Source organism: Pseudomonas sp. MDT2-39-1, assembly GCF_054898085.1.
This window is the reverse complement of record NZ_CM142716.1, coordinates 4,131,556-4,156,005: the sequence shown is the minus strand read 5'-3', so window position 1 is coordinate 4,156,005 and position 24,450 is coordinate 4,131,556. Positions and strand designations below refer to the sequence as shown.

Sequence of the window (24,450 nt, the reverse complement as noted above, 5' to 3'; positions counted from 1 at the left end):
TGTCTCCTTACAAATCGCCGAAGAAGCGCTTCACGCCTTCGAACCAACCGGTGGTTTTCGGCGAATGGCTGTTGTCGTCCGCCAGCGAACTGCGGAACTCTTCCAGCAATTCGCGCTGACGACGACCCAGATTAACCGGGGTTTCGACCGCCACACGGCACATCAAGTCACCGGCACCACCGCCACGCACGGGCGCAACGCCCTTGCCGCGAACACGGAACTGCTTGCCGGTCTGAGTCCCTTCAGGGATTTTCAGTTTGACTCGACCATCCAGGGTCGGAATCTCCAGTTCGCCGCCCAGCGCCGCATCAACAAAGCTGATTGGCACTTCGCAGAACAGGTGCTTGCCGTCGCGCTGGAAGATCGCGTGTTCACGCACATTGATGACCACGTACAGGTCGCCCGTCGGACCGCCCTGCGCACCCGCCTCGCCTTCGCCGGACAGACGAATGCGATCACCGGTATCAACACCGGCCGGCACTTTCACCGAGAGGGTCTTGTACTCTTCGACACGGCCTTCGCCATTGCAGGAGTTGCACGGGTCGGAAATGATCTTGCCTTGGCCATGGCAGCGCGGGCAGGTCTGCTGCACCGAGAAGAAGCCCTGCTGCATGCGCACCTGGCCAATACCGCCGCACGTCGGGCAGGTCACTGGCGAGGAGCCTTTCTTGGCACCCGAGCCGTCGCACGGTTTGCAGTTGACCAGTGTCGGAACGCGGATATTCACGGTCGTGCCGCGCACCGCTTCTTCCAGGTTCAGCTCAAGGGTGTAACGCAAGTCGCTGCCACGCTGAGCGCCGCCACGGGAACCGCCGCGACCGCCACCGAAGAAGTCACTGAAGACATCACCAAAGATGTCGGAGAAGTTCTGACCGCCAAATCCGGCACCGCCGCCACCCATGCTAGGGTCGACGCCGGCATGACCGTACTGGTCGTACGCCGCGCGCTTGCTGGAGTCGGACAGCACTTCGTAGGCCTCGTTGGCCTCTTTGAACATCTCTTCCGACGCTTTGTCATCGGGATTACGGTCCGGGTGGTGCTTCATCGCCAGGCGACGGTAGGCCTTTTTCAGGTCCGCTTCGCTTGAGCCGCGCTCAACACCCAATACTTCGTAATAGTCACGCTTTGCCATAAGTCTTTGCACTCTTAAGGACGTTCGGCAAACCTCTCCTGAGCCTCGCCAAACTCGTTGAGCCCCAATACAGGCCCGGACCCAACTCACGTCAATTCAACGATCCTGGTCTTTGATTCAATGCGGTACTTTCGGCTCGAAAAGCAGGAGCATTCCCGGCCATACCATCAGCACCCGAGCGTTGTCGCATGCTGTAAAAATTCGCTAACTCCAGACACGCCAACGCGGGAGCAAGCTCCCGCGCGGCGACATCCTACCAGTCACCGCCTGAAGGCAGTCAACCGGGCGACCAACAACTTACTTGTGGTCTTTGACTTCTTCAAACTCAGCGTCGACAACGTCGTCAGCCTTTTCAGCTTTTTCGTCATGCGGTGCAGCGCCTTCAGCTGGCTGAGCCTGTTCGGCATACATCTTCTGCGCCACTGGAGCGGAGACTTTCGACAGCTCTTCAACCTTGGCGTCGATTGCAGCCTTGTCGTCGCCTTTGACGGCGGCTTCCAGGGCAACTACTGCGGCTTCGATTGCAGTCTTCTCTTCAGCGGTCACTTTGTCGCCAGCGTCAGCGACCATTTTGCGCGTCGAGTGAACCAGCGCATCGCCCTGGTTACGGGCAGCGGCCAGCTCTTCGAACTGGCGATCTGCGTCGACGTTGGCTTCAGCATCGCGAATCATCTGCTGAATCTCTTCCTCGGACAGACCGGAGTTGGCCTTGATCACGATCGACTGAGTCTTGCCGGTAGCCTTGTCTTTGGCGCCTACGTGCAGAATGCCGTTGGCGTCGATGTCGAAGGTCACTTCAATTTGTGGCACGCCACGTGGTGCTGGTGGAATCTCGGCCAGGTCGAACTTGCCCAAGGACTTGTTCTGAGCGGCCTGCTTACGTTCACCTTGCAGCACGTGAATGGTCACAGCGCCCTGGTTGTCGTCGGCAGTCGAGAACACTTGCGATTTCTTGGTAGGAATCGTGGTGTTTTTCTCGATCAGCGCGGTCATCACGCCACCCATGGTTTCGATACCCAAAGTCAGCGGGCTGACGTCGAGCAGCAGAACGTCTTTCACGTCACCAGCCAATACGGCGCCCTGGATAGCAGCACCCATGGCAACGGCTTCGTCCGGGTTCACGTCTTTACGTGCTTCTTTACCGAAGAATTCGGTCACCAGCTTCTGAACCAGTGGCATACGGGTCTGACCGCCGACCAGGATCACGTCATTGATTGCGCCAATGTCGATGCCGGAGTCTTTCAGAGCGATGCGGCAAGGTTCGATGGTGCGTTGAACCAGGTCCTCTACCAGCGCTTCGAGCTTGGCGCGGGAGATTTTCACGTTCAAGTGCTTAGGACCGGTGGCGTCTGCAGTGATGTACGGCAGGTTCACGTCGGTCGAATTGCTCGAAGACAGTTCGATCTTGGCTTTTTCAGCGGCTTCTTTCAGGCGCTGCATGGCCAGCGGATCACCCTTAAGGTTCATGCCGCTTTCTTTCTTGAATTCGTCGACGAGGTAGTCGATCAGACGAATGTCAAAGTCTTCACCGCCCAGGAACGTGTCGCCGTTAGTGGCCAACACTTCGAACTGGTGCTCACCATCGACTTCAGCGATTTCGATCACGGAAACGTCGAAAGTACCGCCGCCCAAGTCATAAACGATCACGGTGTGATCGCCTTTCGCCTTGTCCATACCGTAAGCCAGAGCAGCTGCGGTTGGTTCGTTGATGATACGTTTTACGTCCAGACCAGCAATACGACCGGCGTCTTTGGTCGCTTGACGCTGACTGTCGTTGAAGTAGGCCGGAACGGTGATCACAGCTTCGGTCACTGGCTCGCCGAGGTAGTCTTCGGCGGTCTTCTTCATTTTCTTCAGAATTTCAGCCGAGATTTGTGGCGGCGACATTTTCTGGCCGTTCACTTCAACCCAAGCGTCACCGTTATCAGCCTTGGCGATTTTGTACGGGACCATCTTGATGTCTTTCTGTACGACTTCTTCGTCGAACTTACGACCGATCAAACGCTTCACCGCATACAGGGTGTTGTGCGGATTGGTCACTGCCTGACGCTTGGCCGATTGACCAACGAGGATCTCACCATCGTTGGCGTAAGCGATGATCGACGGCGTGGTACGCGTGCCTTCGGCGTTTTCAATAACTTTGGCTACGCCGTTTTCCATCACGGAGACACAGGAGTTGGTAGTCCCCAGGTCGATACCGATAATCTTGCCCATATTCACTCTCCCGAAACTTTGGATTTGGTTGCCGCAGCAGTGGTGGCTAACTGCGGTAGCACTTAAACGCTTGACTTATAAATGGGGGCCTTGCGGCCAATTTCAAGCCTGCTCGTCAATCGAAGGCGAAACCGGCGCAGGGGCCTTACTGACCACGACCATGGCCGGGCGCAGCAGACGACCGTTGAGCTGATAGCCCTTCTGGAACACCTTGAGCACGCTGTTTGGCTCGACGTCGGCGCTTTCCTGCATGGCCATTGCCTGATGCTGAACGGCGTTGAACGGTTCGCCATGCGGATCGATCGCTTCCAGCTGATAACGCTTCAGGGTGTCCTGGAACATTTTCAGGGTCAGCTCGATGCCTTCGCGCATTGGGCGGATGCTTTCATCATCCGGGTTGGACAACTCCAGACCACGCTCCAGGCTGTCGATGATCGGCAACAAATCGCCAGCAAATTTTTCCAGGGCGAATTTGTGAGCTTTTTCTACATCCTGCTCGGCGCGACGGCGGACGTTCTGCAGATCAGCTGCTACACGCAAAGCCTGATCATGAGCGCCAGCCAATTGCTCTTCGAGCACTTGAACACGAGCCGCCAGTTCATTACCCGAATCCTGGGCAGCCTGATCGGCGTCTAGATTTTGCGTATCCACTGTCTGTTCGTCAGCCATAGAATTCTCCTTTCAATAACGTCCGCGAGCTCAACTCGCGCTTCTGTCCCGGTATATGGGGCCGCAAAAATCAGCTTCAAGGGGCGGGTTGCGATTAACCCTACAAAAAACACTGCATTGCGATACTCGATGGACCAAGCATTTCGTCAGACCGAGTAAATCGAGCTAAGCAGGGGCATTGTCAGCCGCAAATAAAACACTGTATAAATAACCAGACCTAAAGCCTGGGAGCGGCCTTTATGCTGGTGCACCTGTCCGTACATAACTACGCCATCGTTGAACATCTCGATCTCGAGCTCGATCGCGGGATGAGCGTGATAACCGGGGAAACCGGCGCCGGCAAGTCGATCATGCTCGACGCCCTCGGCCTGACCCTGGGCGATCGCGCCGACAGCGGTGTGGTTCGCCCCGGCGCCGACAAGGCCGATATCCTGGCGACCTTCGACCTGATCGACATCCCTGAAGCCAGCGCCTGGCTGGCGGAGCGCGACCTGGAGAGCGATGGCCCGTGCATCCTGCGCCGGGTGATCACCGCGGAAGGACGCTCGCGCGGATATATCAACGGCACGCCCTGCCCTCTCGGCGATCTCAAAGCCCTCGGTGAATTGCTGATCGATATCCACAGCCAGCACGAACACCAATCCCTGCTGAAGACCGACACTCACCGCCGCCTGCTCGACGAATACGCCGGCGCCACCGACCTTGCCCGCCAGGTGCAACTGGCCGCCCAGCGCTGGCGCCAGACTCGCCAGGAACTGGAGCGACTCTCCAATTCCGGCGACGAGCAGCGCGCTCGTCATCAATTGCTCAGCTATCAACTCGAAGAGCTGGAAAATCTCGGCCTCGGCGAAAACGAGCTGGAACAGCTGGAACAGGAACACAAGAACCTCACCAACGCCGAAACCCTGCTGGGCATTTGCCGGCAGGTGGTCGAGCAATGCAGCGAAAGTGATTCAGGGAATGTCCTGAACGCCCTGACCGCCAGCCTTAACCGTCTTTCGAGTGTCAATAACTCGATAGGTGCGCTGGGTGAAGCCAGCAGCCTGCTGACCAGCGCCCAGATCCAGGTCGAAGAAGCCGTGGGGGAACTGAACCGCTTCCTTGATAACTTCGATGCCGATCCGGCGCGTCTTCAGTACCTGGAGGAACGCCTTGATGCGATCTACACCATGGCGCGCAAACACCGCATCCAGCCGACCGAAGTGGCGGAGATGCAGCAGAAGTTGCTCGATGAAATCGAGACCCTGAATGCCAACGACGAATCCATCGAGCGCCTGAGCGATGAATTGGCCTCCTATGCCCGTCATTATCAGGAAAAGGCTCGTGAACTGAGCGATTTACGCCATCAGGCGTCGAGCAGCCTGGCTAGCGCCGTGGAGCAGGAAATCCAGCGGCTGGGCATGCCCGGCGGACGCTTCACTATCGAATTACGCCCCAACAGCAGCGATGAACTGCTGCCCAATGGGCTTGAGCAGGTCGAGCTGCTCGTAAGCGCCAACCCTGGGCAACCATTAAAAGCCTTGGCCAAAGTGGCCTCGGGGGGTGAGCTGTCACGAATCAGCCTGGCTATACAGGTGATTACCGCGCAGACCTCGCGCGTACCGACGCTGGTATTCGATGAAGTGGACGTGGGCATCGGCGGCCCAACCGCCGAGATCGTGGGCCAATTGTTACGTCGGCTCGGGGAGCGCGGGCAGGTTCTGACGGTGACTCACTTGCCGCAAGTCGCTGCGCAGGGTCATCAACATCTATTTGTCCACAAGGTCCGCGGTGAAGAGGCGACCCACACCGCTGTTTCCAAGTTGAGCAAGAATGATCGAGTCGAAGAAGTGGCGCGGATGCTGGGTGGCATCGACCTGACCAAGGAATCACTGGCTCACGCGAAAAAAATGGTCGTTACCGCAAAAATTTAAGAACGGCAGACAGCACGAAGGCGACCCTGGGGTCGCCTTCGCTCGTTTCGCGAATGTGAAATTCGCGCGACATGCTTACTTTTTCTTGCGCACGTACAGCACCAGATTGTGATCAACCATCTCGAAGCCGTACTTGTCGACGATGGCTTTCTGCAGACGCTCGATTTCTTCGTCGAAGAATTCGATCACTTCGCTGGTTTCGACGTTGACCATATGGTCGTGATGCTTGCCGTCATCCAGCTCGAAGACCGCATGGCCTCCGTCGAAGTTGTGCCGCACCACAAGGCCAGCTGCCTCGAACTGAGTCAGTACACGGTAAACCGTGGCCAGACCGACGTCCTCACCAGCCTCCATCAGCGCCTTGTAAACATCCTCGGCACTCATGTGGCGTTGCTCGGCGGAATCGAGCATTTGCAGAATTTTGACCCGTGGAAGGGTCACTTTGAGGCCGGCTTTGCGTAGTTCGCTATTTTCAACCATGGTCAGCTTTCTCGCGATGCTGCTTCGCAGCTTCTCTTAATGCGGGTATGATCGGCGTTTACGTTGTCCCAGCCAAGATAGTGGAAGTCGCCCACCGATGCAAAACACCAAGCTCTTGCTAACCAGTTTCACCTTTGTGGGACTGCTCGCACTCGCCGGTTGTTCATTCCCCGGGGTTTACAAAATCGACATCCAGCAGGGCAATGTCGTCACGCAGGACATGATAAACCAGTTACGCCCGGGAATGACCCGAAAGCAAGTACGGTTTATCATGGGCAACCCCCTGCTGACCGACACGTTCCATGCCGATCGCTGGGATTATCTGTACAGCCTGCAACCGGGTGGCGGTGAACGCCAACAGGAACGCATTAGCGTTATCTTCAACCCAAATGATCAACTTGTCAGCCTCTCTGGTGATTTCATGCCAGGCGTGAGCCGCGACGAAGCCATTCTCGGCAAGGACAGTGGCACAACAGTCACTGCACCAGCAGAAAACGCCGAGAAGCCAAAACCGGAAAAACCGGTCAAGCCAGGTTCGTTGCTGGACCAGATCCAGAAGGACGTAGACGGTGTAGAAACCGTTCCGGTCCCGACGCCAGAACCTCTGGAAACCTCGCCGCAATAATTTGCGACGCAATAAAAAACCCGGCATGTCCGGGTTTTTTATTGTCTGGCGTTTGGGCGACTTACTGATTCCGGGCTTTAGCCTCGGCAGCCTTGGCGGCACGCAGCCGACGAACTTCTTTCGGATCCGCCAACAATCGCCGGTATATCTCGATGCGATCACCCGCCTGAACAGGACGAATGTCCGGGTCAGTGATCACTTTACCAAAGATCCCAACCGGGCAATGGGCCAGATCCAGCTCCGCAAAGGCCTCGCCGACGCCCGACTTCAGCAAAGCCGCCCGCACGGTCGTTCCTGCCGGCACCGTCACCGAGAGAAGCACCTGACGATCGACAGCGGCGTACACTACCTCGACATCAACCATCGACTCAACCATGCATTTGCTTGGCGCGCTGGCAAAACGCGTCCACCAGCGTATTCGCAGCCTGATTGAACAACGGCCCCAAGGTCGCGCGGACAATCGGCCCGGCGTAATCGAACGACAGATCGAGACTGATCTTGCAGGCCTTTTCGCCCAACGACTTGAACGTCCAGACGCCATGCAACTGATTGAACGGGCCTTCTTCAAGGTTCATCTCAATCGATTGCCCGGGCACCAGCGTGTTTCGCGTTACGAAATGCTGGCTGAGACCGCCTTTGGCCACGCCTACGCTAGCGCGCATATGCTCAGGCGTGCTTTCCAGCACTTCGGCGATCGAACACCACGGCAGAAATTCCGGGTATCGCGCCACGTCGTTGACCAGGTCATAAAGCGCTCGCGCCGGGTATGGCAGCAGAGCCGAACGTTGAATGTGTGTCGTCATGTCAGCGTCACTTCCACAGCTGTGCGGCAAACACTACGAGAATGCCGAGGGGCGCCACATAGCGCATCAAGAACAAGGACAGGGCGAACAACGCAGGGTTGCGGATCGACAATTCGTCGCGTACCGCTTCACGCCCCATCACCCAGCCCGCAAACACCACGAAACACAAACCACCGAGTGGCAACATGATCCGCGAAGTGAAGAAATCGATCACGCCAAAGAAATCCAGGCCACCGACCGCACCCCATTGATAGAGATGGAACAGCCCGTCTTCGCTCACGAAAAATTTGGCTTCCTTCCAGATATTGAAGGAAAACACCGTACCCAGCCCCACGAACCAGCAGATAAACGCCAGCCAGAAAGTCACCCAGGCGCGACTGACTTTTGTGCGCTCAACCAGGTAAGCCACCATCGGCTCAAGCAGGGAAATCGCCGAGCTCCAGGCAGCCACCGCGACCAGCACGAAGAACACTACGCCCATCAACTGGCCGAACGCTACGTTGCCGAAGGCAAATGGCAGGCTGACGAACATCAGGCCCGGGCCTTCGCTCGGGTTCAGGCCCGCAGCGAACACAATCGGAAACAATGCTAGACCGGCCACCAACGAAACGAAGGTGTCGAGCAGCGCCACGCCGACCACGGTGCCGGAGATCGACGAATGCTTGGGCATGTAAGCGCCGTAAATCATGATCGACCCAACGCCCACACTCAGGGAGAAAAAGGCGTGCCCCATGGCTGGTAACAAGCCGTCGAGGACTTTTTCCGGGTGGAAGTCGAACATAAAATGCACGCCTTCCATGAAATGGCCGGTGGTCATGCTGTAACCCAGCAGCACCAGAATCATCACGAAGAGCAGTGGCATCATGATCCGCAGGCTGCGTTCAAGCCCGGCAACCACGCCTTTAGCGATGACGACGGCAGACAGCAGCATGAAAATCGTGTGCCAAAGTGTCAGGCGCCATGGATCGGCGATCACATTGCCAAAGTACGCGCCAACCTGATCAGGCGTTGCACCCTGGAAGTCGCCACGACCCATGTCGATGATGTAATCCAGCGACCAGCCGCCGACCACACTATAGAAAGACAGTATCAGCAACGCCGTGATCATCCCGGCGAATGCACCCCAGGACCACTTGCCCGAATGCCCCGCCTCCACCGCCAGGACCTTCAAGGCGTTGGCCGGGCTCTGCCGTGCGCGGCGGCCGATCAGGGTTTCGGCCAGCATGACCGGCACACCGATCAACGCGATACAGGCCAGGAACATCAGCACGAAGGCGCCGCCGCCGTAGACGCCGACCATGTAGGGGAATTTCCAGATACTACCCAGGCCCACGGCCGAACCGGTCGCGGCGAGTATGAAGACCCAGCGGCTAGCCCAACTGCCGTGGACAGAAACCTTGTCTGTCGACATCGTTATCACGCCCAAGCGTTCAAAAAAGAGGGCGCATTGTCCGGGATTCAATCAACCTGCTCAAGCACGTAGCGATACCGTAGCCGACTCGCGTGCAACTCCCTATAATGCCGCCCCTATGGCTAAACAGAAGAAACACCCTACAGGGACCATCGCGCAGAATAAAAAGGCGCGACACGATTACTTCATCGAACATCGGTTCGAGGCTGGTCTGGTCCTGGCCGGCTGGGAAGTAAAAAGTCTGCGGGCAAGCAAGCTGCAACTGGTTGACAGTTACGTGCTGCTCAAGGATGGCGAAGCCTGGCTGCTCGGCAGCCACATTACGCCGCTGATGACTGCCAGCACCCACGTCATCGCTGACCCGACCCGCACCCGAAAATTGCTGCTCAACCGCCGCGAGCTGGAAAAACTCGCCGCCGCCGTGCAGCAAAAAGGTTACGCCTGCGTGTGCCTGTCCTGGTACTGGAGCAAGCACATGGTCAAGTGCGAGATCGCTCTGGGCAAGGGCAAGAAGGAATACGACAAGCGTGATACCGAACGCGAACGCGACGCCGGTCGTGAGTTGCAGCGTGCGGTGCGCAACAAGGGCAAGGAAGAGTAATTCTCTTTTTGCCTGAGGCCCCCATCGCGAGCAAGCTCGCTCCCACATTTGTATTGTGTCGTTCACAAATCCAATGTGGGAGCGAGCTTGCTCGCGATGGCGATAGCACAAATCACCACAAAACCGACTGACTAGATCCCCTTACGTCGCTCCGCCCGGGCCATGCGCTGCACTTCCTGACGCACCTCTTCCAGCACTTCCTGCACATACAAGATGTGTCGGCTGGAGACTTCCCGCGCCTGCTCGGCCCTTCCCTCGATAATCGCCATGTACAACTCCCGGTGCTGCGTGATCAGCATGTCGCGGGTTTCCGTGCGCTGTTTGTACATGCCGCCGATGTTAGTCACCACGTTACGCTTGAGCAGATCGAACAGCCCACGAATGGTGTGCAGCAACACGGCGTTATGACTGGCTTCGGCAATCGCCAGGTGAAATTTTGCATCCGCCGCGCCCTCTTCCGCCCGGCTCACTTCGTCATGACGCGTATAGCAGTCCTGCAATTCATTGAAGGCCGCGGTCAGCCGCTCGCGATCGACATCGGTGGCGCGCAGTGCCGCGTAATAGGCACAGGACGCTTCCAGCGTATGACGAAACTCCAGCAGATCGCGCTGGGCTTCGGGGTTACTTTCCAGCAGGTGCAACAGCGGATCGCTGAAAGTAGAACCCAGGGACTCCACCACATAATTACCGCCACCCTGGCGACTGACCAGCAAGCCCTTCGCCGCCAGTTTCTGGATTGCCTCGCGCAACGAAGGGCGTGACACGCCGAACTGCTCGGCCAACGCGCGTTCGGCCGGCAAGCGCTCGCCAGACTTCAACGTGCCTTCGAGGATCATCCCCTCGAGCTGCTCGACAATATCGTCAGACAAACGGCGCTGACGAATCTGATCAAACCCCATAACTCAATTCTCCACGGTCCCGACGGCTCGCCGGGCTCTCTATTCTGGCCTATCGGCGCTTTGCCAGCACCTACCAGACGACATTTGTTAAAGCGGATCAAACACGCGCCACAGCGCTTATTCGACAAAAGTTTTAGGGCGACAAATTGACACGCCGCCTACAAGGCTTTTACCCTAGCCAACAGCGATTGTAAATTGGTATTACCAATTACCCAATACGCTGACCAGTGCCTGACCAACAACAATTAGGGGCCACCCCATATGCAAACCTGGCAACAGCTCTATACCCCGCTCGGCAGCCTTGGCTTCTCCGCGCTCGCCGCCGTTATCCCCATCGTGTTTTTCTTCCTGGCATTGGCCGTGTTCCGGCTCAAAGGACATGTGGCCGGCAGCATCACGCTGGCGCTGTCGATTGCAGTAGCAATCTTTGCCTTCCAGATGCCGGTCGACATGGCCTTCGCCGCCGCAGGCTATGGCTTTGCCTATGGTCTTTGGCCAATTGCCTGGATCATCGTCGCCGCCGTGTTCCTCTACAAACTGACGGTCAAGAGTGGTCAGTTCGAAGTGATCCGAAGCTCGGTGTTGTCAATCACCGACGACCAGCGTTTGCAGGTTCTGCTGATCGGTTTCTGCTTCGGTGCATTCCTGGAAGGTGCCGCCGGTTTCGGTGCGCCGGTAGCGATTACCGCCGCCCTGCTTGTAGGGCTGGGCTTTAACCCGCTGTACGCCGCCGGTCTGTGCCTGATCGCCAACACCGCGCCGGTAGCTTTCGGTGCCCTGGGGATTCCGATCATCGTGGCCGGGCAAGTGACCGGCATCGACGCGTTCAAGATCGGCGCCATGACCGGTCGCCAACTGCCGCTGCTGTCGTTGTTCGTGCCGTTCTGGCTGGTGTTCATGATGGATGGCCTGCGCGGCGTGCGGGAAACCTGGCCGGCCGCACTGGTCGCCGGCTTGAGCTTTGCCGTCACCCAGTACTTCACCTCGAACTTCATCGGCCCGGAACTGCCGGACATCACCTCGGCCTTGGCCAGTCTGATTTCCCTGACGCTGTTCCTGAAGGTATGGCAGCCGAAACGCGCAGCGGGCCAACACATCGTCGGCGCCGTCTCGGCTTCCGTGGTCGGCGCCAGCGCCGGCGGTTTCGGTCAGCCGCGCAGCACCGTGGCTTCGCCCTACAGCTTCGGTGAAATCCTCAAAGCCTGGTCACCGTTCCTGATCCTCACCGTACTGGTCACTATCTGGACCCTGAAACCCTTCAAGGCAATGTTTGCTGCTGGCGGGTCGATGTACAGCTGGGTGTTCAACTTCGCGATCCCGCACCTGGACCAAATGGTGATCAAGGTCGCACCGATCGTGGCCACCCCGACCGCTATTCCGGCGGTGTTCAAACTCGACCCGATTTCCGCGACCGGCACGGCGATCTTCTTCTCCGCGCTGATCTCGATGCTGGTACTGAAGATCAATTTCAGAATTGGTCTGACCACTTTGAAAGAGACCTTCTACGAACTGCGCTGGCCGATTCTGTCCATCGGCATGGTGTTGGCGTTTGCCTTCGTCACCAACTTCTCGGGCATGTCGTCGACCATGGCCCTGGTGCTGGCAGGCACCGGCGCAGCGTTCCCGTTCTTCTCGCCGTTCCTTGGCTGGCTGGGCGTATTCCTGACCGGTTCCGATACATCGTCCAACGCGCTGTTCGGTTCATTGCAAGCGACCACTGCGCATCAGATCGGTGTCAGCGACACCTTGCTGGTCGCGGCAAACACCAGCGGCGGCGTCACCGGCAAAATGATCTCGCCTCAATCGATCGCCGTGGCCTGTGCCGCGACCGGGCTGGTGGGCAAGGAATCGGATCTGTTCCGCTTCACCCTCAAGCACAGCCTGTTCTTTGCAACGATCGTTGGCCTGATCACCTACATCCAGGCCTATTGGCTCACCGGGATGCTGGTGCACTAAGGACTACAGACAACGCCGAAAAAACCGACGCCGGACCACGAATCCGGCGTCAGCTATTCACCACCCGGTCTGTAAGGCTGCTGAAAGCTTGCCTCTCTATATTCAGCAGCCTCAACGGACGGATAACCGGCCGAGAGACACGCCTGATGAGCGAGCTTTTTTACAACGCTGTGCCGAACGCGACCCGTGTCGCCCCGCCACTGCCCGAGCCTCGGCAATACCCCAGCATAAAGCCGCCACGGGTTTACCTGTTCGGAACTTGCGTGGTGGATTTGTTCTACCCGGAAGCTGGGATGGATGCGATTCATCTGCTGGAACGCGAAGGCATTCGTGTCGAGTACCCGCAAGGGCAAAGCTGCTGCGGGCAACCGGCCTACACCTCGGGTTACACCGAGCAGGCAAGGACCGTGGCGCGCTCGCAACTGGCGCTGTTTGCCGGGGACTATCCAGTGGTGGTGCCGTCAGGATCGTGTGCCGGCATGTTGCGCGAACACTATGCCGACTTGTTCAAGGATGAGCCGCAAACGCTGAAACAGGTTCAGGCACTGGCCGCCCGGACCTACGAGTTGGCCGAGTTCCTGTTGTTTGTCTGCAAGGTGCAGCTCAAGGACAGCGGCACACCTGTGAAAGTGGCGCTGCACACCTCGTGTTCGGCACGTCGTGAGATGAACACCCACCTGCACGGCCGTGAGTTATTGGCGCAGCTGAGTAATGTGGAGCGAGTCGACCATAGCCATGAAAGTGAATGCTGTGGCTTCGGTGGGACTTTCAGCGTCCGTATGCCAGACATTTCCGGCGCGATGGTGGCTGACAAGACCCGATCGTTGAAGGAGTCCGGTGCGCACAAGGTACTGAGTGCCGACTGCGGTTGCCTGATGAACATCAACGGCTCGCTGGAGAAACAGAGGGAAGCGTTGCGCGGCCAACACCTGGCCAGTTTCCTTTGGCAGCGAACCGGAGGTGTTCTATGAACGCTTCCGCGATTATTCCTACGGTTGCCGTGGAAGAAGATTTTCGCACCCGGGCTCATAAGGCGTTGGGTGACAAGCAACTGCGAAATAACTTTCGCACTGCGATGGATTCACTGATGACAAAACGGGCAGCGTCCTTCAGCGATGCCCACGAAAGAGAACATTTGCGAGCGCTGGGCAACGCTGTCCGCGCCCGTGCGTTATCCAAGTTGCCCGATCTGCTCGAGCAGCTTGAACAGAACCTGACCCGCAACGGTGTGACAGTGCACTGGGCGGAAACGGTGGACGAGGCCAATGGCATCGTCCTCTCGATCATCCGCGCTCACGAGGGGCGGCAAGTGATCAAGGGCAAATCGATGGTCAGCGAAGAGATGGAGATGAATCACTTCCTCGCTGAACAGGGCATTGAATGCCTGGAATCGGACATGGGCGAGTACATCGTCCAGCTCGACCACGAGAAGCCTTCACACATTATTATGCCGGCGATCCACAAGAATGCCGGTCAGGTCGCGTCCTTGTTCCACGACAAACTTGGCGTGGAGTACACCAAGGACGTTGACCAACTCATTCAGATCGGTCGCAAAGTCTTGCGACAGAAATTCTTCGAAGCGGACATCGGCGTCTCCGGCGTCAACTTCGCCGTGGCCGAAACCGGCACCCTGCTGCTGGTGGAAAACGAAGGCAACGGGCGCATGACCACCACGGTGCCGCCAGTGCACATCGCCGTCACCGGCATCGAAAAAGTCGTGGAAAACCTGCGCGACGTGGTGCCCCTGTTGTCACTGCTGACTCGCTCGGCCCTCGGCCAGCCGATCACCACCTACGTCAACATGATCTCCGGCCCGCGCAAGGAACATGAACTCGACGGCCCCCAGGAAGTGCATCTGGTCCTGCTCGATAACGGTCGTAGCCAGGCCTTCGCCGACAGCGAATTGCGCCAGACCCTGAACTGCATTCGCTGCGGGGCTTGTATGAATCATTGCCCGGTCTACACCAGAATCGGCGGCCACGCCTATGGGGAGGTTTACCCCGGGCCTATCGGAAAAATCATCACCCCGCACATGGTCAGCCTGGCGAACGTCCCGGACCATCCGAGCGCGTCGTCGCTGTGTGGCGCTTGCGGTGAAGTCTGCCCGGTAAAAATTCCTATCCCCGCACTGCTGCGTCGCCTACGGGAAGAAAACGTCAAAGCGCCGGACAGCCCGCATCAAGTCATGCGCGGCCAGGGCAGCAAATACTCGCGCAAAGAACGTTTTATCTGGAACGCCTGGGCTAGGCTCAACAGTTCGCCGACGTTGTATCGACTGTTCGGCTTTTTCGCCACACGGCTGCGCGCCCTGGCACCAAATAATGTTGGCCCCTGGACGCAAAACCACAGCGCACCGAAACCCGCTGCCCGCTCACTGCACGACATGGCCCGCGAGCATCTGGCCAAACAGGGAGATCGTTGATGAGCGCCAAGCAAAACATCCTCGCCAAGTTACGGAAAAGTCTGACCGGCACCACACCGGTGCCTGACGAGTTCAACGTCGAACTGGTGACGGCGCCTTACACCTACACCGCCGAGCAACGCATCCCGCAACTGCGAAAGCTGATGGAAGCGGTGCACACCGAAATCCATCTGACGTCCGGCGAAGGTTGGCCGGCGCTGCTCGCGCAATTACTGCTGGATCGTCAATTGCCGAGCCTGTTGATCGCGCCGACTACACCTCACGGTCAACGAATCACTCAGCACTGGGCGAATAATCCTGGTCTGCCAACACTCAAGTCCTACGACCGCCCGGTTGAAGAATGGAAAACCGAGCTGTTCAACGACACCCCGGCCAGCCTGACCACTACCCTCGGGGCAATCGCTGCCACGGGGAGCCTGATTCTCTGGCCGACGCGGGAAGAGCCGCGCCTTATGAGCCTGGTACCGCCGGTGCATTTCGCCCTGCTCAAGGCCAGTGAAATCCGCGACAACTTCTATCAGGTGCAGCAGGAATTCGAGTGGGCCCAAGGCCTGCCAACCAACGCCTTGCTGGTGTCCGGCCCGTCGAAAACCGCTGACATCGAGCAAGTCCTGGCCTATGGCGCGCACGGTCCGAAAGACCTGGTGGTTTTGATCCTGGAGGACCAATGAGTCTACCGGCGGCTTTCCTGCGAGATGCGCAGCAACTGATTCCCCAAGAGCGACGTTTCGACGACCCGCTGTCGACTTTGGCCTTCGGCACCGACGCCAGTTTCTATCGGCTGATTCCGAAACTGGTGATCCGTGTCGAGTCCGAAGATGAAGTGGTCGCGCTGCTCAAACTGGCGCAACGGGATCAAGTCCCGGTGACCTTCCGCGCGGCCGGCACCAGCCTGTCTGGCCAGGCCATCAGCGATTCGGTGCTGATCGTGCTTGGGGATAACTGGAACGGTCGCGAGATTCGCGGCCAAGGCACACAAATCCGCCTGCAACCGGGGGTGATTGGCGCGCAGGCCAACGCCTGGCTGGCGCCGTTCGGACGCAAGATCGGTCCGGACCCGGCCTCGATCAACGCCTGCAAAATTGGCGGCATCGTTGCCAACAACGCCAGCGGCATGTGCTGCGGAACGGCGCAGAACACCTATCACACGCTGGCCGGCATTCGTCTGGTGCTGGCCGACGGCAGCCGTCTCGATACCGAGGATTCGGCGAGCGTCGCGGCGTTTCGCCAGAGTCATGCCTCACTGCTTGAGCGTCTGGCGACATTGGGTCGCGAGACCCGCGCCAATGCCGAACTGGCTGCCAGAATCCGCCACAAATACCGTCTGAAAAATACCACCGGCCTGTCACTCAATGCGCTGGTGGATTTCGACGAGCCTGTGGATATCTTGAGCCACTTGCTGGTGGGTTCCGAAGGCACCCTCGGCTTCATCAGCGCGGTGACCTACGACACCGTGATCGACCACCCGAATAAGGCCTCGGCGCTGATCGTGTTCCCGGATGTGGAAACCTGCTGCAACGCCGTCACCGTGCTGAAAAGCCAACCGGTATCGGCCGTGGAACTGCTGGACCGGCGCAGCCTGCGTTCGGTGCAGGACAAACCCGGCATGCCGGCTTTCGTACAGCAACTGTCGAACAATGCCTGCGCGCTTCTCATTGAATCCCGCGCTGCATCGACCACTTTGCTACAAGAACAGCTTGCGCAGATCATGACGTCGTTGACCTCGTTTCCGGTGGAGAAACAAGTCGACTTCACCGAAGACCCGCTAGAAAACGCCCGGCTCTGGGCGATCCGCAAGGACACCTTCCCCGCCGTCGGCGCGGTGCGCAAAACCGGCACCACGGTGATCATCGAAGACGTGACCTTTCCGGTGGAACAACTGGCCATCGGTGTGAACCGCCTGATCGAGCTGTTCGACAAACATCACTACGACGAAGCGATCCTTTTCGGTCACGCGCTGGAAGGCAATCTGCACTTCGTCTTCACCCAAGGCTTCAACAACCCGGAAGAAGTCGCACGCTACCAGGCGTTCATGGACGACGTGGCGCAGTTGGTGGCCGTGGAGTTCGGCGGTTCACTGAAGGCCGAACACGGCACCGGACGCAACATGGCGCCCTTCGTCGAGCTGGAATGGGGCAGCGATGCCTATCAGCTGATGTGGCAGCTCAAACGCCTGCTCGATCCCAATGGCATTCTCAACCCGGACGTGGTGCTCAGCGAAGATCCGCAGATCCACCTCAAGCACCTGAAACCGCTGCCAGCCGCCGACGAGATTGTGGATAAGTGCATCGAGTGCGGTTTCTGCGAACCGGTGTGCCCGTCGAAAGGCCTGACCCTGAGCCCGCGCCAGCGCATCGTGATCTGGCGGGATATCCAGGCGAAGAAACGCGCAGGCGTCGACACCTCCGAGCTTGAAGCCGCCTACGAATACCAGGGCATCGATACCTGCGCCGCCACAGGGTTGTGTGCGCAACGCTGTCCTGTAGGCATCAATACCGGCGAGCTGGTGAAAAAGCTCCGCAGCCGCAAAGCGACGCATACGAAAACCGCCAACTGGCTGGAAGGAAATTTCGCCACCGCGTTGCAAGGCGCGCGCTTCACCCTGCATGTGTCCAACGGCGCCCGAATGCTGCTCGGGGCGCCGCGTCTGGCCAAGCTGTCGGCGACGTTGACTAAATTGTCGAAAGGCCAGGTCCCGCAATGGACCAACGCCATGCCCCAGCCGGAAAAAGCCATTCGCTTCAGCCCGGTCGTATCGGACGAGCGCCCTCGCGTGGTGTATCTAGCGGCGTGTGTCTCGCGGGTCATGGGCCCGGCGGCGGGGGATAAAGAGCAGATGTCGCTGTACGACAAAACCCGTGGGCTGCTGGAAAAGGCCGGTTACCAGGTAGTCTTTCCGGACAACCAGGACAGCCTCTGCTGTGGCCAGCCGTTTGCCTCCAAGGGTTACGCCGAACAGGCCGAACACAAGCGTCAGGAATTGATTGGCGCGCTTTTACACGCCAGTCGCGGCGGGCTCGATCCGATTTATTGCGACACCAGTCCGTGTACGTTACGGCTGGTTCAGGATTTGGGCGAAGTTCGACTGGACCTGTACGACCCGGTGCGATTCATCCGTACGCATTTGATGGATCGCCTGGATTTCACACCGCAGGAAGCGCCAATTGCGGTGCATGTCACTTGCAGCACCCAGCACCTTGGCGAGAGCCAGGCACTGATCGATCTGGCGCGCAAATGCAGCAAAAACGTGGTCATTCCCGAGGGCATTCACTGCTGCGGATTTGCCGGGGACAAAGGCTTCACCACGCCGGAATTGAACGCTCACTCGTTGAGGACGCTCAAGGATGCGGTGCAGCAATGCAGCGAAGGGATTTCGACCAGTCGCACCTGTGAGATCGGGCTGACGCAACACGGCGGAATTGATTACCACGGACTGGTCTACTTGGTGGATCGGGTAACGCAGGCGAGGGTCATGCAAGAAAAATAGAACCCTGATGCGCTGCCGTAGTCCACAGAATAAGCCCGGACAAACCGGGCTTTACCCAAACTCGGCAGCCCGTCCTGACGGCCAGCGAAGCCTGGACCCTCAGTTCAAGGAGATATACATGAAACGTTCTGTACTGTTAGGTCTGTTCGTTACTGTCTCGCTGATGGCGTCCACCTCGTTTGCCGCCGAAGACCTCTGTGCGGTCAACTTGAAAACCATCGAAAATGCCAAGGCACAGATTCCTCCGGAGATGACTGAACAGGTGGCGGCCTCCGTCAAGAAAGCCAAAGCCGATCACGCATTGGGCACCAAGAAAGGGACTGAAGATTGCATCGCTGAGACTAACCAGACCATGCAGGAACTTCAGAAGTTAAGTGACGGTGGCAAACAATAGTCCCCGCAAAGGCCAACCTTCGGGTTGGCCTTCTACCCCCTCTGGCGCCACCCAACACGAACAAACCAAAACTCGCCAATTGCGGGTTTTGTTGCATCTGGAGATAGGTCATGTGTTAGCCGCCCGCATCGCTGGGAAAGAACTCGACACCATGCCTGAATCAGCGGGAGCCACGCGCCCCACAGAAGCGAGGCCCTGGAAAAGCCCACCAGCTAATAGAGACAATGGCGCACCTGTTTACTGCCATCACTTCTATAAGGCAGTTTTGTAATAGCCTTTTTTGCAAAAACCGAATTCTTGCGCAATGCCGCAGTCTTTTAAGTACGCCCCATAAATTGTGGCTTGCTTTCCGACCTCGGCCGAGCCGCCCACCCATACGGCAGCACCGAGACCATCAGTTCAAGGAGATACCCATGAAACGTACCGCACTCGCTGGTATTTTCATCTCTGCTGCAATGTTGGCCTCCCCCGTATTTGCTGCGGACAACGACCTTTGTACGAGCAAGCTGCAGGAACTCAAAAACAAAGTGAGTTCACTGCCAGCGAGCTCCAGCAACGCCACAATGGAGATCAAAAGATTGATGGCCAGCGCCGAAGCGTCCAAAGCCTCCGGGGACGACAAAAAATGCGTCACCGAGGCCACTCAGGCATCGTCACTCGCTGACCAACAGCGCAACCAACCCACCCCATAATCTGTGGTAGTCAACCTTCGGGTTGGCCTTCTCTCGCGTGTTGGCGTACACTGCACAGGCTTGTTGCTCACCATGATTCACAGAGCAACAGGCACGGGGCCGTTTAGGATTCGACGCCGGTCGCGAAACTTTAGGTGCATGCCGAGTTGGTAACAGAACTCGTAAATCCACTGTTGCAACTACTTATAGTTGCCAATGACGAAACCTACGGCCAGGAATTCTCTCTCGCTGCGTAAGCAGCTTTAGATCCTGAGCTTCTGGTACCTTCGGGTCCAGCAATCACCAGGGGATGTCTGTAAACCCAAAGTGATTGTCATATAGAACAGAATCGCCGTGCAGTACGTTGTGGACGAAGCGGCTAAAACTTACACAACTCGCCCAAAGCACCCTGCCCTTCGGGTCGCTGAGGGTTAACTTAATAGAAACGGCTACGCATGTAGTACCGACAGCGGAGTACTGGCGGACGGGGGTTCAAATCCCCCCGGCTCCACCACTTCAACGAAAAAAGACGTCCAAGGACGTCTTTTTTTGTGCCTGAAACTCAGTTCATTCAAGGGTCTCAGCGCCAAGCTTCCGCAGAAGAATTTTGAGTTCCGCTCGTTTTGGTATTCCAAATGGTATGCCAAGCATCCCTGATGCTGATTTGGAATAGCCATGCGCTGCCTGAGGTAGCTCTCATGTCCGCTCAAGCCCACTGCTATCCGACCGCCAGCGAAAGACAACCAAGGCAAAAGATAATCTTGAAGGGACTAGGGAGGAGCTGGCTTTTATCTTGATTTCGAAGACAAACTGGCTCAGCCAAGTTGCATCGCCTACCGTGTTGACATTTCACTTGACAGATGCCTATCCTTGTAAAGATTGTGGCGCTCGCGTTCGTTAAGAGCCGTCCAGGTGCAAAGGGCCGGCAGAGCCTGGCCCTTTGCACCTGGACGGCATGATGACTACACACTTCGTCGGTTAATGCCGTGCAATCACAGCCCTTCGCCTGTAAAAACGCCGACTGGATGTGCTAACCTCAAACTCAAGTCTATTTTCACCCTTATGGGTACTTCGCCATGATCAGCGGCCACCAGCATTCAAAAGACCTTAGCTTTGCGGAAATGATGAGCCTTAAAAGTAGCTCACGTGACCGCCAAGTTAATGCTGTCTATGCAGCTGACCCTCAGAAGCTTGAAATGGCTGCTGCCCGCGCCAAAGCTGCCCTTCGTGGCAATTCTGCTTCAATCGCTCGCCCACAACGATTCTCTGCGCTTAACAATTGATGCCCGAAGCGGTAAACGAAGATGCTCCGTTCGCCCTACTAGAACGATCAGATCTCTTCGCTTTCCTGCTCGATCTAATTCAGCGTGTCTACCGCCCCTCAATTCAATCAGCTGTCACCGATTACGGCCTTGTGATCGTTGGCGGGCAATCGCTTACGCTTTGGGCCCGGCAATACCTCATCGACGAAATGACAGGCGAAGATGTCGGATTCGTCACTAGCGATGACCTGGACTTTATCGGCAATCCCAACTCCATTGATTATTGCGCCCGCATGATCGGAGTCCCTTTTCGCAAAGCGAAAATGGAAGACAATACGATCAATATTGCCGCCGCGTACATTGACTGGGTTGACGGTAAAGAGGTCATCGTCGATATCCTGGAAATGGACAGCGTTGGGGGCGCGCCCAAAAAAGAGATTTTCAAGTATTTATCCGTCCTGGATATCGAAGGTGTGCAGGTCGCCGTCATCGACCCGATCACATGTCTGAAGTCTCGTTTATTCAATTTATTCGCTTACTGGCAGGATCGGCCACATCGGGAATCCGTGCGGGTGAAGATTGCACTTCGCGCGTCGAACCATTATCTGCGCGACTTGCTGGTAAATGATGGATATCGAGTCATATCAGAGCATATCCGCCGGATTAAGGCGTTGGCCCAGACACCGCTCGGCAAGCGTGTTTATGTCGAATATGGAATCGACGTGCTGGACGCCATCCCCTACGATCCGGCAATGTTTCCAGCGGCCTACTCGGATCGGGAGCGACCAAACATGCTCCGCCAAATTGGTGACTTACGCCGACGAAAGTTAATTCAGTACCAACGATTCGCCTGTGGACCTATTCACCCTAGCCATCTTCAGCTCGCTATTGAGAACGATCCCAGATAAAAGAATCTGGACGACGCGAAACAATCGCGCTGACATGACCTCGACTCATCTTGCTACAGCTTCAGTCACCAAAATCTGATCTTCCCCCGCGCCAGCATCAAACAAGGTACATTTGCGCCAATCGAGCACGATCAGCAGTGCCGGAATGGAGCGACCAGGCCGGTTTAAACGGGAATTGGGGTTATGGACAAAAAGTCACTTTCCGAGCGGGACATCTGCAGCAAGTACATCGCCCCAGCCATTCAACAAGCTGGGTGGGACATGCACAAGCAGGTGCGCGAGGAAGTCAGCTTTACCAAAGGCCGCATTATCGTTCGGGGCAAACTGCACAGCCGTGGTGAAGCACGCCGCGCAGACTTCATCCTCTACCACCAGGCCAACCTGCCTATCGCAGTAATCGAGGCAAAGGACAACAAGCACTCTATTGGCTCCGGCATGCAGCAAGCTCTGGGCTATGCAGAGGCGCTGGACGTACCGTTCGTGTTCTCCAGCAATGGCGATGGCTTCCTGTTTCACGACCGCAGTGGCACAGGCAGCCAAGTAGAAACCGAACTCACCCTCGATCAATTCCCCAGCCCCACCGAACTTTGGCACCGCTACTGCCAGTGGAAGGGGCTGGATACAACAGCCCAACACAAGATCGAAGCGCCCTACTACGACGACGGCTCCGGGCGCATGCCGCGCTATTACCAGATGAATGCCATCAACCGCACCGTCGAGGCTGTGGCGCGCGGCCAAGACCGTATCCTGCTGGTGATGGCTACGGGCACCGGTAAGACCTACACCGCTTTCCAAATCATCTGGCGTCTGTGGAAATCGAAACAGAAGAAACGCATCCTGTTTCTGGCCGACCGCAACATCTTGGTCGACCAGACCAAAAACAACGACTTCAAGCCCTTCGGCCAGGCGATGACCAAAATCGCCAAACGTCAGATCGATACCTCATACGAGATCTACCTGTCGCTCTATCAGGCCGTCACCGGCACTGATGAAGAGATGAACATCTACAAGCAGTTCTCCCGCGACTTCTTCGACCTGATCGTGATCGACGAATGTCACCGTGGCAGCGCCTCCGAGGATTCCGCATGGCGTGAAATCCTCGACTACTTCTCCAGCGCCACCCATGTGGGCCTCACTGCTACACCGAAGGAAACCAAAGAGGTATCCAGCATCACTTACTTCGGTGAGCCGATTTACAGCTACACCTTGAAGCAAGGCATCGAAGACGGCTTTCTCGCCCCCTACAAAGTGGTGCGAATCGACTTCGATAAAGACCTGCAAGGCTGGCGGCCACCCAAAGGTATGCTCGATAAAAATGGCGAGCTGATCGAAGACCGCATCTACAACCTCAAGGATATGGACCGCACTCTGGTTATCGAGGCGCGCACCCAACTGGTGGCCCAGAAGGTCACCGAACTCCTCAAGGCCACAGATCCATTTCAGAAAACCATCGTTTTCTGCGACGACATCAACCACGCTGAGCGCATGCGCCAGGCACTGGTCAACCTCAACCCCGAGCGTGTGGCTGAGAATCGCAAATACGTTATGCGTATCACCGGCGATGACCAGCAAGGCAAGGCCGAACTGGACAACTTCATCAACCCGGAAGAGCGTTACCCGGTGATTGCCACCACCAGCAAGCTGATGACCACTGGCGTCGATGCTCAGACCTGCAAGCTGATTGTGCTCGACCAGCACATCAAATCGATGACCGAGTTCAAGCAAATCATCGGTCGCGGCACTCGAATCAACGAGGACTACGGCAAGTACTGGTTCACCATCATGGACTTCAAAAAGGCCACCGAGCTGTTTGCCGACCCGGCCTTCGACGGTGACCCGGTGGTGATCTACGCCCCGGAAGGCGATGACTCCCCCGTACCGCCGGATGACCCGTTTGCCGATGAAGATGGCATCAGCGCAGGCAACGATAGCGAGGGCGATGACCTGGATTTTACCGGCGAAGATGACGAAAAAAAACGCATCAAGTATGTCATCGACAACGTCCCGATTTATGTCGTCGCCGAGCGTGTGCAGTACTACGGCCCGGATGGCCGACTAATCACCGAATCGCTGCACGACCACACCCGCACCTGTGTGCAAAAGCAGTTCGCCTCGCTGGATGATTTCCTCCGGCGCTGGAGTGATGCCGAGCAAAAGAAAGTCATCATCGAAGAAATGGCCGTTCAAGGCGTGATGTGGGAAGCCTTGGCTGAGGAAGTGGAAAAGAAACAGGGCAAACCACTTGATCCGTTCGACCTGATCTGCCACGTCGCCTTCGATCAGCCAGCCCTATCACGCCGCGAGCGGGCCGAGCAGGTGAAAAAGCGCAACTATTTCGCCAAATATTCTGGCGCAGCTCGCCAGGTACTGGAGGCGTTGCTGGATAAATACGCCGATACCGGCATCGAGCATATTGAGGACATCAAAATCCTGCAGCTTGACCCTTTCAGCCAGATCGGTGCGCCCATCGAGCTGGTCAAAGCATTTGGCGGCAAGGCTGGCTACAACAAGGCTATTCATGAGCTGGAAGACGAACTTTACGCAAGCTAAGGGCTAAACACCGACGACATGCCAAAGCAGTCGCCCCCACTATCCGGTAGAAT

At 57.3% G+C, this 24,450-nt stretch carries 21 protein-coding genes and 1 other RNA gene; 14 read left to right on the top strand and 8 right to left on the bottom strand.

Features of this window, described 5'->3' with window-relative positions; genetic code table 11:
- Nucleotides 1–7: 7 nt before the first annotated feature.
- The 3 genes from dnaJ to grpE all read right to left on the bottom strand — a co-directional run bounded on the left by dnaJ (nt 8) and on the right by grpE (nt 4,015).
- Nucleotides 8–1,132 (bottom strand): molecular chaperone DnaJ, encoded by a 1,125-nt coding sequence (dnaJ, locus tag ACYZTM_RS19425; RefSeq protein ID WP_109627906.1) that lies wholly within the window; start codon nt 1,130–1,132, stop codon nt 8–10.
- 297 nt (nt 1,133–1,429) lie between these two features.
- Nucleotides 1,430–3,346, bottom strand: a complete 1,917-nt coding sequence (gene dnaK, locus ACYZTM_RS19420) for a molecular chaperone DnaK (protein WP_131060791.1) — start codon at nt 3,344–3,346, stop codon at nt 1,430–1,432.
- Nucleotides 3,347–3,448: 102 nt separating this feature from the next.
- Nucleotides 3,449–4,015 carry a nucleotide exchange factor GrpE gene (gene grpE / locus ACYZTM_RS19415; protein ID WP_131060792.1) on the bottom strand — a complete coding sequence of 189 codons (567 nt, stop codon included), beginning with the start codon at nt 4,013–4,015 and terminating at the stop codon, nt 3,449–3,451.
- Nucleotides 4,016–4,254: 239 nt separating this feature from the next.
- Here grpE and recN point away from each other — a divergent pair, with 239 nt between their 5' ends.
- Nucleotides 4,255–5,928, top strand: a complete 1,674-nt coding sequence (gene recN, locus ACYZTM_RS19410; protein WP_131060793.1) for a DNA repair protein RecN — start codon at nt 4,255–4,257, stop codon at nt 5,926–5,928.
- 75 nt (nt 5,929–6,003) lie between these two features.
- Here the strand turns inward: recN and fur are convergent, their stop codons facing one another.
- The gene (gene fur / locus ACYZTM_RS19405) at nt 6,004–6,408 is read right to left on the bottom strand and encodes a ferric iron uptake transcriptional regulator (protein WP_003197684.1); all 405 of its coding nucleotides are present in this window, start codon (nt 6,406–6,408) and stop codon (nt 6,004–6,006) included.
- 97 nt (nt 6,409–6,505) lie between these two features.
- On the opposite strand from fur, the gene ACYZTM_RS19400 reads away from it, so the two are divergent.
- Nucleotides 6,506–7,033 (top strand): outer membrane protein assembly factor BamE, encoded by a 528-nt coding sequence (locus ACYZTM_RS19400; RefSeq protein ID WP_010463534.1) that lies wholly within the window; start codon nt 6,506–6,508, stop codon nt 7,031–7,033.
- Nucleotides 7,034–7,094: 61 nt separating this feature from the next.
- Here the strand turns inward: ACYZTM_RS19400 and ACYZTM_RS19395 are convergent, their stop codons facing one another.
- Genes ACYZTM_RS19395 through ACYZTM_RS19385 form a run of 3 tightly spaced genes read right to left on the bottom strand, consistent with a single transcriptional unit; the run spans nt 7,095 to nt 9,247 of the window.
- A complete protein-coding gene (locus ACYZTM_RS19395) occupies nt 7,095–7,409 on the bottom strand; it encodes an RnfH family protein (protein WP_461984128.1) in 315 nt (104 codons plus the stop codon).
- Entirely contained in the window at nt 7,402–7,836 is a 435-nt protein-coding gene (locus ACYZTM_RS19390; RefSeq protein WP_131060795.1) for a type II toxin-antitoxin system RatA family toxin, read from the bottom strand. Before ACYZTM_RS19390 ends, ACYZTM_RS19395 begins: the two co-directional genes overlap by 8 nt.
- 7 nt (nt 7,837–7,843) lie before the next feature.
- The gene (locus tag ACYZTM_RS19385; protein ID WP_461984126.1) at nt 7,844–9,247 is read right to left on the bottom strand and encodes a sodium-dependent transporter; all 1,404 of its coding nucleotides are present in this window, start codon (nt 9,245–9,247) and stop codon (nt 7,844–7,846) included.
- A gap of 118 nt (nt 9,248–9,365) precedes the next feature.
- On the opposite strand from ACYZTM_RS19385, the gene smpB reads away from it, so the two are divergent.
- Complete coding sequence (smpB, locus tag ACYZTM_RS19380; RefSeq protein WP_131060797.1) at nt 9,366–9,848, top strand: SsrA-binding protein SmpB; 483 nt, start codon at nt 9,366–9,368, stop codon at nt 9,846–9,848.
- A gap of 131 nt (nt 9,849–9,979) precedes the next feature.
- On the opposite strand, the gene ACYZTM_RS19375 is transcribed toward smpB, so the two are convergent.
- Nucleotides 9,980–10,747: a GntR family transcriptional regulator gene (locus tag ACYZTM_RS19375; protein ID WP_131060798.1), complete on the bottom strand. Its 768-nt coding sequence runs from the start codon at nt 10,745–10,747 to the stop codon at nt 9,980–9,982.
- 261 nt (nt 10,748–11,008) lie between these two features.
- Here ACYZTM_RS19375 and ACYZTM_RS19370 point away from each other — a divergent pair, with 261 nt between their 5' ends.
- The 11 genes from ACYZTM_RS19370 (at nt 11,009) to hsdR (ending at nt 24,397) form a co-directional block, all read left to right on the top strand.
- The gene (locus tag ACYZTM_RS19370) at nt 11,009–12,703 is read left to right on the top strand and encodes a lactate permease LctP family transporter (protein WP_461984123.1); all 1,695 of its coding nucleotides are present in this window, start codon (nt 11,009–11,011) and stop codon (nt 12,701–12,703) included.
- 146 nt (nt 12,704–12,849) lie between these two features.
- The gene (locus ACYZTM_RS19365) at nt 12,850–13,674 is read left to right on the top strand and encodes a (Fe-S)-binding protein (RefSeq protein WP_461984121.1); all 825 of its coding nucleotides are present in this window, start codon (nt 12,850–12,852) and stop codon (nt 13,672–13,674) included.
- On the top strand, nt 13,671–15,125 hold the full coding sequence (locus tag ACYZTM_RS19360) for a LutB/LldF family L-lactate oxidation iron-sulfur protein (protein ID WP_461984119.1): 1,455 nt from the start codon (nt 13,671–13,673) through the stop codon (nt 15,123–15,125). Before ACYZTM_RS19365 ends, ACYZTM_RS19360 begins: the two co-directional genes overlap by 4 nt.
- The gene (locus ACYZTM_RS19355; RefSeq protein WP_461984117.1) at nt 15,125–15,796 is read left to right on the top strand and encodes a LutC/YkgG family protein; all 672 of its coding nucleotides are present in this window, start codon (nt 15,125–15,127) and stop codon (nt 15,794–15,796) included. The genes ACYZTM_RS19360 and ACYZTM_RS19355 overlap by 1 nt, the downstream gene beginning before the upstream one ends.
- Nucleotides 15,793–18,612 (top strand): FAD-binding and (Fe-S)-binding domain-containing protein, encoded by a 2,820-nt coding sequence (locus ACYZTM_RS19350; RefSeq protein WP_461984115.1) that lies wholly within the window; start codon nt 15,793–15,795, stop codon nt 18,610–18,612. The genes ACYZTM_RS19355 and ACYZTM_RS19350 overlap by 4 nt, the downstream gene beginning before the upstream one ends.
- Nucleotides 18,613–18,730: 118 nt before the next feature.
- Complete coding sequence (locus ACYZTM_RS19345) at nt 18,731–19,006, top strand: hypothetical protein (RefSeq protein WP_461957164.1); 276 nt, start codon at nt 18,731–18,733, stop codon at nt 19,004–19,006.
- Nucleotides 19,007–19,419: 413 nt separating this feature from the next.
- Nucleotides 19,420–19,698, top strand: coding sequence for a hypothetical protein (locus ACYZTM_RS19340; RefSeq protein WP_461957163.1), 279 nt, complete (start codon nt 19,420–19,422; stop codon nt 19,696–19,698).
- 95 nt (nt 19,699–19,793) lie between these two features.
- Nucleotides 19,794–20,191: a transfer-messenger RNA gene (ssrA, locus tag ACYZTM_RS19335) on the top strand.
- A gap of 562 nt (nt 20,192–20,753) precedes the next feature.
- On the top strand, nt 20,754–20,960 hold the full coding sequence (locus ACYZTM_RS19330) for a hypothetical protein (RefSeq protein WP_461984113.1): 207 nt from the start codon (nt 20,754–20,756) through the stop codon (nt 20,958–20,960).
- Nucleotides 20,960–21,847: a hypothetical protein gene (locus ACYZTM_RS19325; RefSeq protein ID WP_461984111.1), complete on the top strand. Its 888-nt coding sequence runs from the start codon at nt 20,960–20,962 to the stop codon at nt 21,845–21,847. Before ACYZTM_RS19330 ends, ACYZTM_RS19325 begins: the two co-directional genes overlap by 1 nt.
- A gap of 183 nt (nt 21,848–22,030) precedes the next feature.
- A complete protein-coding gene (gene hsdR / locus ACYZTM_RS19320; protein ID WP_461984109.1) occupies nt 22,031–24,397 on the top strand; it encodes an EcoAI/FtnUII family type I restriction enzme subunit R in 2,367 nt (788 codons plus the stop codon).
- Nucleotides 24,398–24,450 lie beyond the last annotated feature (53 nt).

What these genes read in the sequence shown, in the direction of transcription:
- dnaJ (WP_109627906.1), bottom strand. Translation starts at nt 1,132, where the DNA reads ATGGCAAAGCGTGACTATTACGAAGTATTGGGTGTTGAGCGCGGCTCA.
- dnaK (WP_131060791.1), bottom strand. Translation starts at nt 3,346, where the DNA reads ATGGGCAAGATTATCGGTATCGACCTGGGGACTACCAACTCCTGTGTC.
- grpE (WP_131060792.1), bottom strand. Translation starts at nt 4,015, where the DNA reads ATGGCTGACGAACAGACAGTGGATACGCAAAATCTAGACGCCGATCAG.
- recN (WP_131060793.1), top strand. Translation starts at nt 4,255, where the DNA reads ATGCTGGTGCACCTGTCCGTACATAACTACGCCATCGTTGAACATCTC.
- fur (WP_003197684.1), bottom strand. Translation starts at nt 6,408, where the DNA reads ATGGTTGAAAATAGCGAACTACGCAAAGCCGGCCTCAAAGTGACCCTT.
- ACYZTM_RS19400 (WP_010463534.1), top strand. Translation starts at nt 6,506, where the DNA reads ATGCAAAACACCAAGCTCTTGCTAACCAGTTTCACCTTTGTGGGACTG.
- ACYZTM_RS19395 (WP_461984128.1), bottom strand. Translation starts at nt 7,409, where the DNA reads ATGGTTGAGTCGATGGTTGATGTCGAGGTAGTGTACGCCGCTGTCGAT.
- ACYZTM_RS19390 (WP_131060795.1), bottom strand. Translation starts at nt 7,836, where the DNA reads ATGACGACACACATTCAACGTTCGGCTCTGCTGCCATACCCGGCGCGA.
- ACYZTM_RS19385 (WP_461984126.1), bottom strand. Translation starts at nt 9,247, where the DNA reads ATGTCGACAGACAAGGTTTCTGTCCACGGCAGTTGGGCTAGCCGCTGG.
- smpB (WP_131060797.1), top strand. Translation starts at nt 9,366, where the DNA reads ATGGCTAAACAGAAGAAACACCCTACAGGGACCATCGCGCAGAATAAA.
- ACYZTM_RS19375 (WP_131060798.1), bottom strand. Translation starts at nt 10,747, where the DNA reads ATGGGGTTTGATCAGATTCGTCAGCGCCGTTTGTCTGACGATATTGTC.
- ACYZTM_RS19370 (WP_461984123.1), top strand. Translation starts at nt 11,009, where the DNA reads ATGCAAACCTGGCAACAGCTCTATACCCCGCTCGGCAGCCTTGGCTTC.
- ACYZTM_RS19365 (WP_461984121.1), top strand. Translation starts at nt 12,850, where the DNA reads ATGAGCGAGCTTTTTTACAACGCTGTGCCGAACGCGACCCGTGTCGCC.
- ACYZTM_RS19360 (WP_461984119.1), top strand. Translation starts at nt 13,671, where the DNA reads ATGAACGCTTCCGCGATTATTCCTACGGTTGCCGTGGAAGAAGATTTT.
- ACYZTM_RS19355 (WP_461984117.1), top strand. Translation starts at nt 15,125, where the DNA reads ATGAGCGCCAAGCAAAACATCCTCGCCAAGTTACGGAAAAGTCTGACC.
- ACYZTM_RS19350 (WP_461984115.1), top strand. Translation starts at nt 15,793, where the DNA reads ATGAGTCTACCGGCGGCTTTCCTGCGAGATGCGCAGCAACTGATTCCC.
- ACYZTM_RS19345 (WP_461957164.1), top strand. Translation starts at nt 18,731, where the DNA reads ATGAAACGTTCTGTACTGTTAGGTCTGTTCGTTACTGTCTCGCTGATG.
- ACYZTM_RS19340 (WP_461957163.1), top strand. Translation starts at nt 19,420, where the DNA reads ATGAAACGTACCGCACTCGCTGGTATTTTCATCTCTGCTGCAATGTTG.
- ACYZTM_RS19330 (WP_461984113.1), top strand. Translation starts at nt 20,754, where the DNA reads ATGATCAGCGGCCACCAGCATTCAAAAGACCTTAGCTTTGCGGAAATG.
- ACYZTM_RS19325 (WP_461984111.1), top strand. Translation starts at nt 20,960, where the DNA reads ATGCCCGAAGCGGTAAACGAAGATGCTCCGTTCGCCCTACTAGAACGA.
- hsdR (WP_461984109.1), top strand. Translation starts at nt 22,031, where the DNA reads ATGGACAAAAAGTCACTTTCCGAGCGGGACATCTGCAGCAAGTACATC.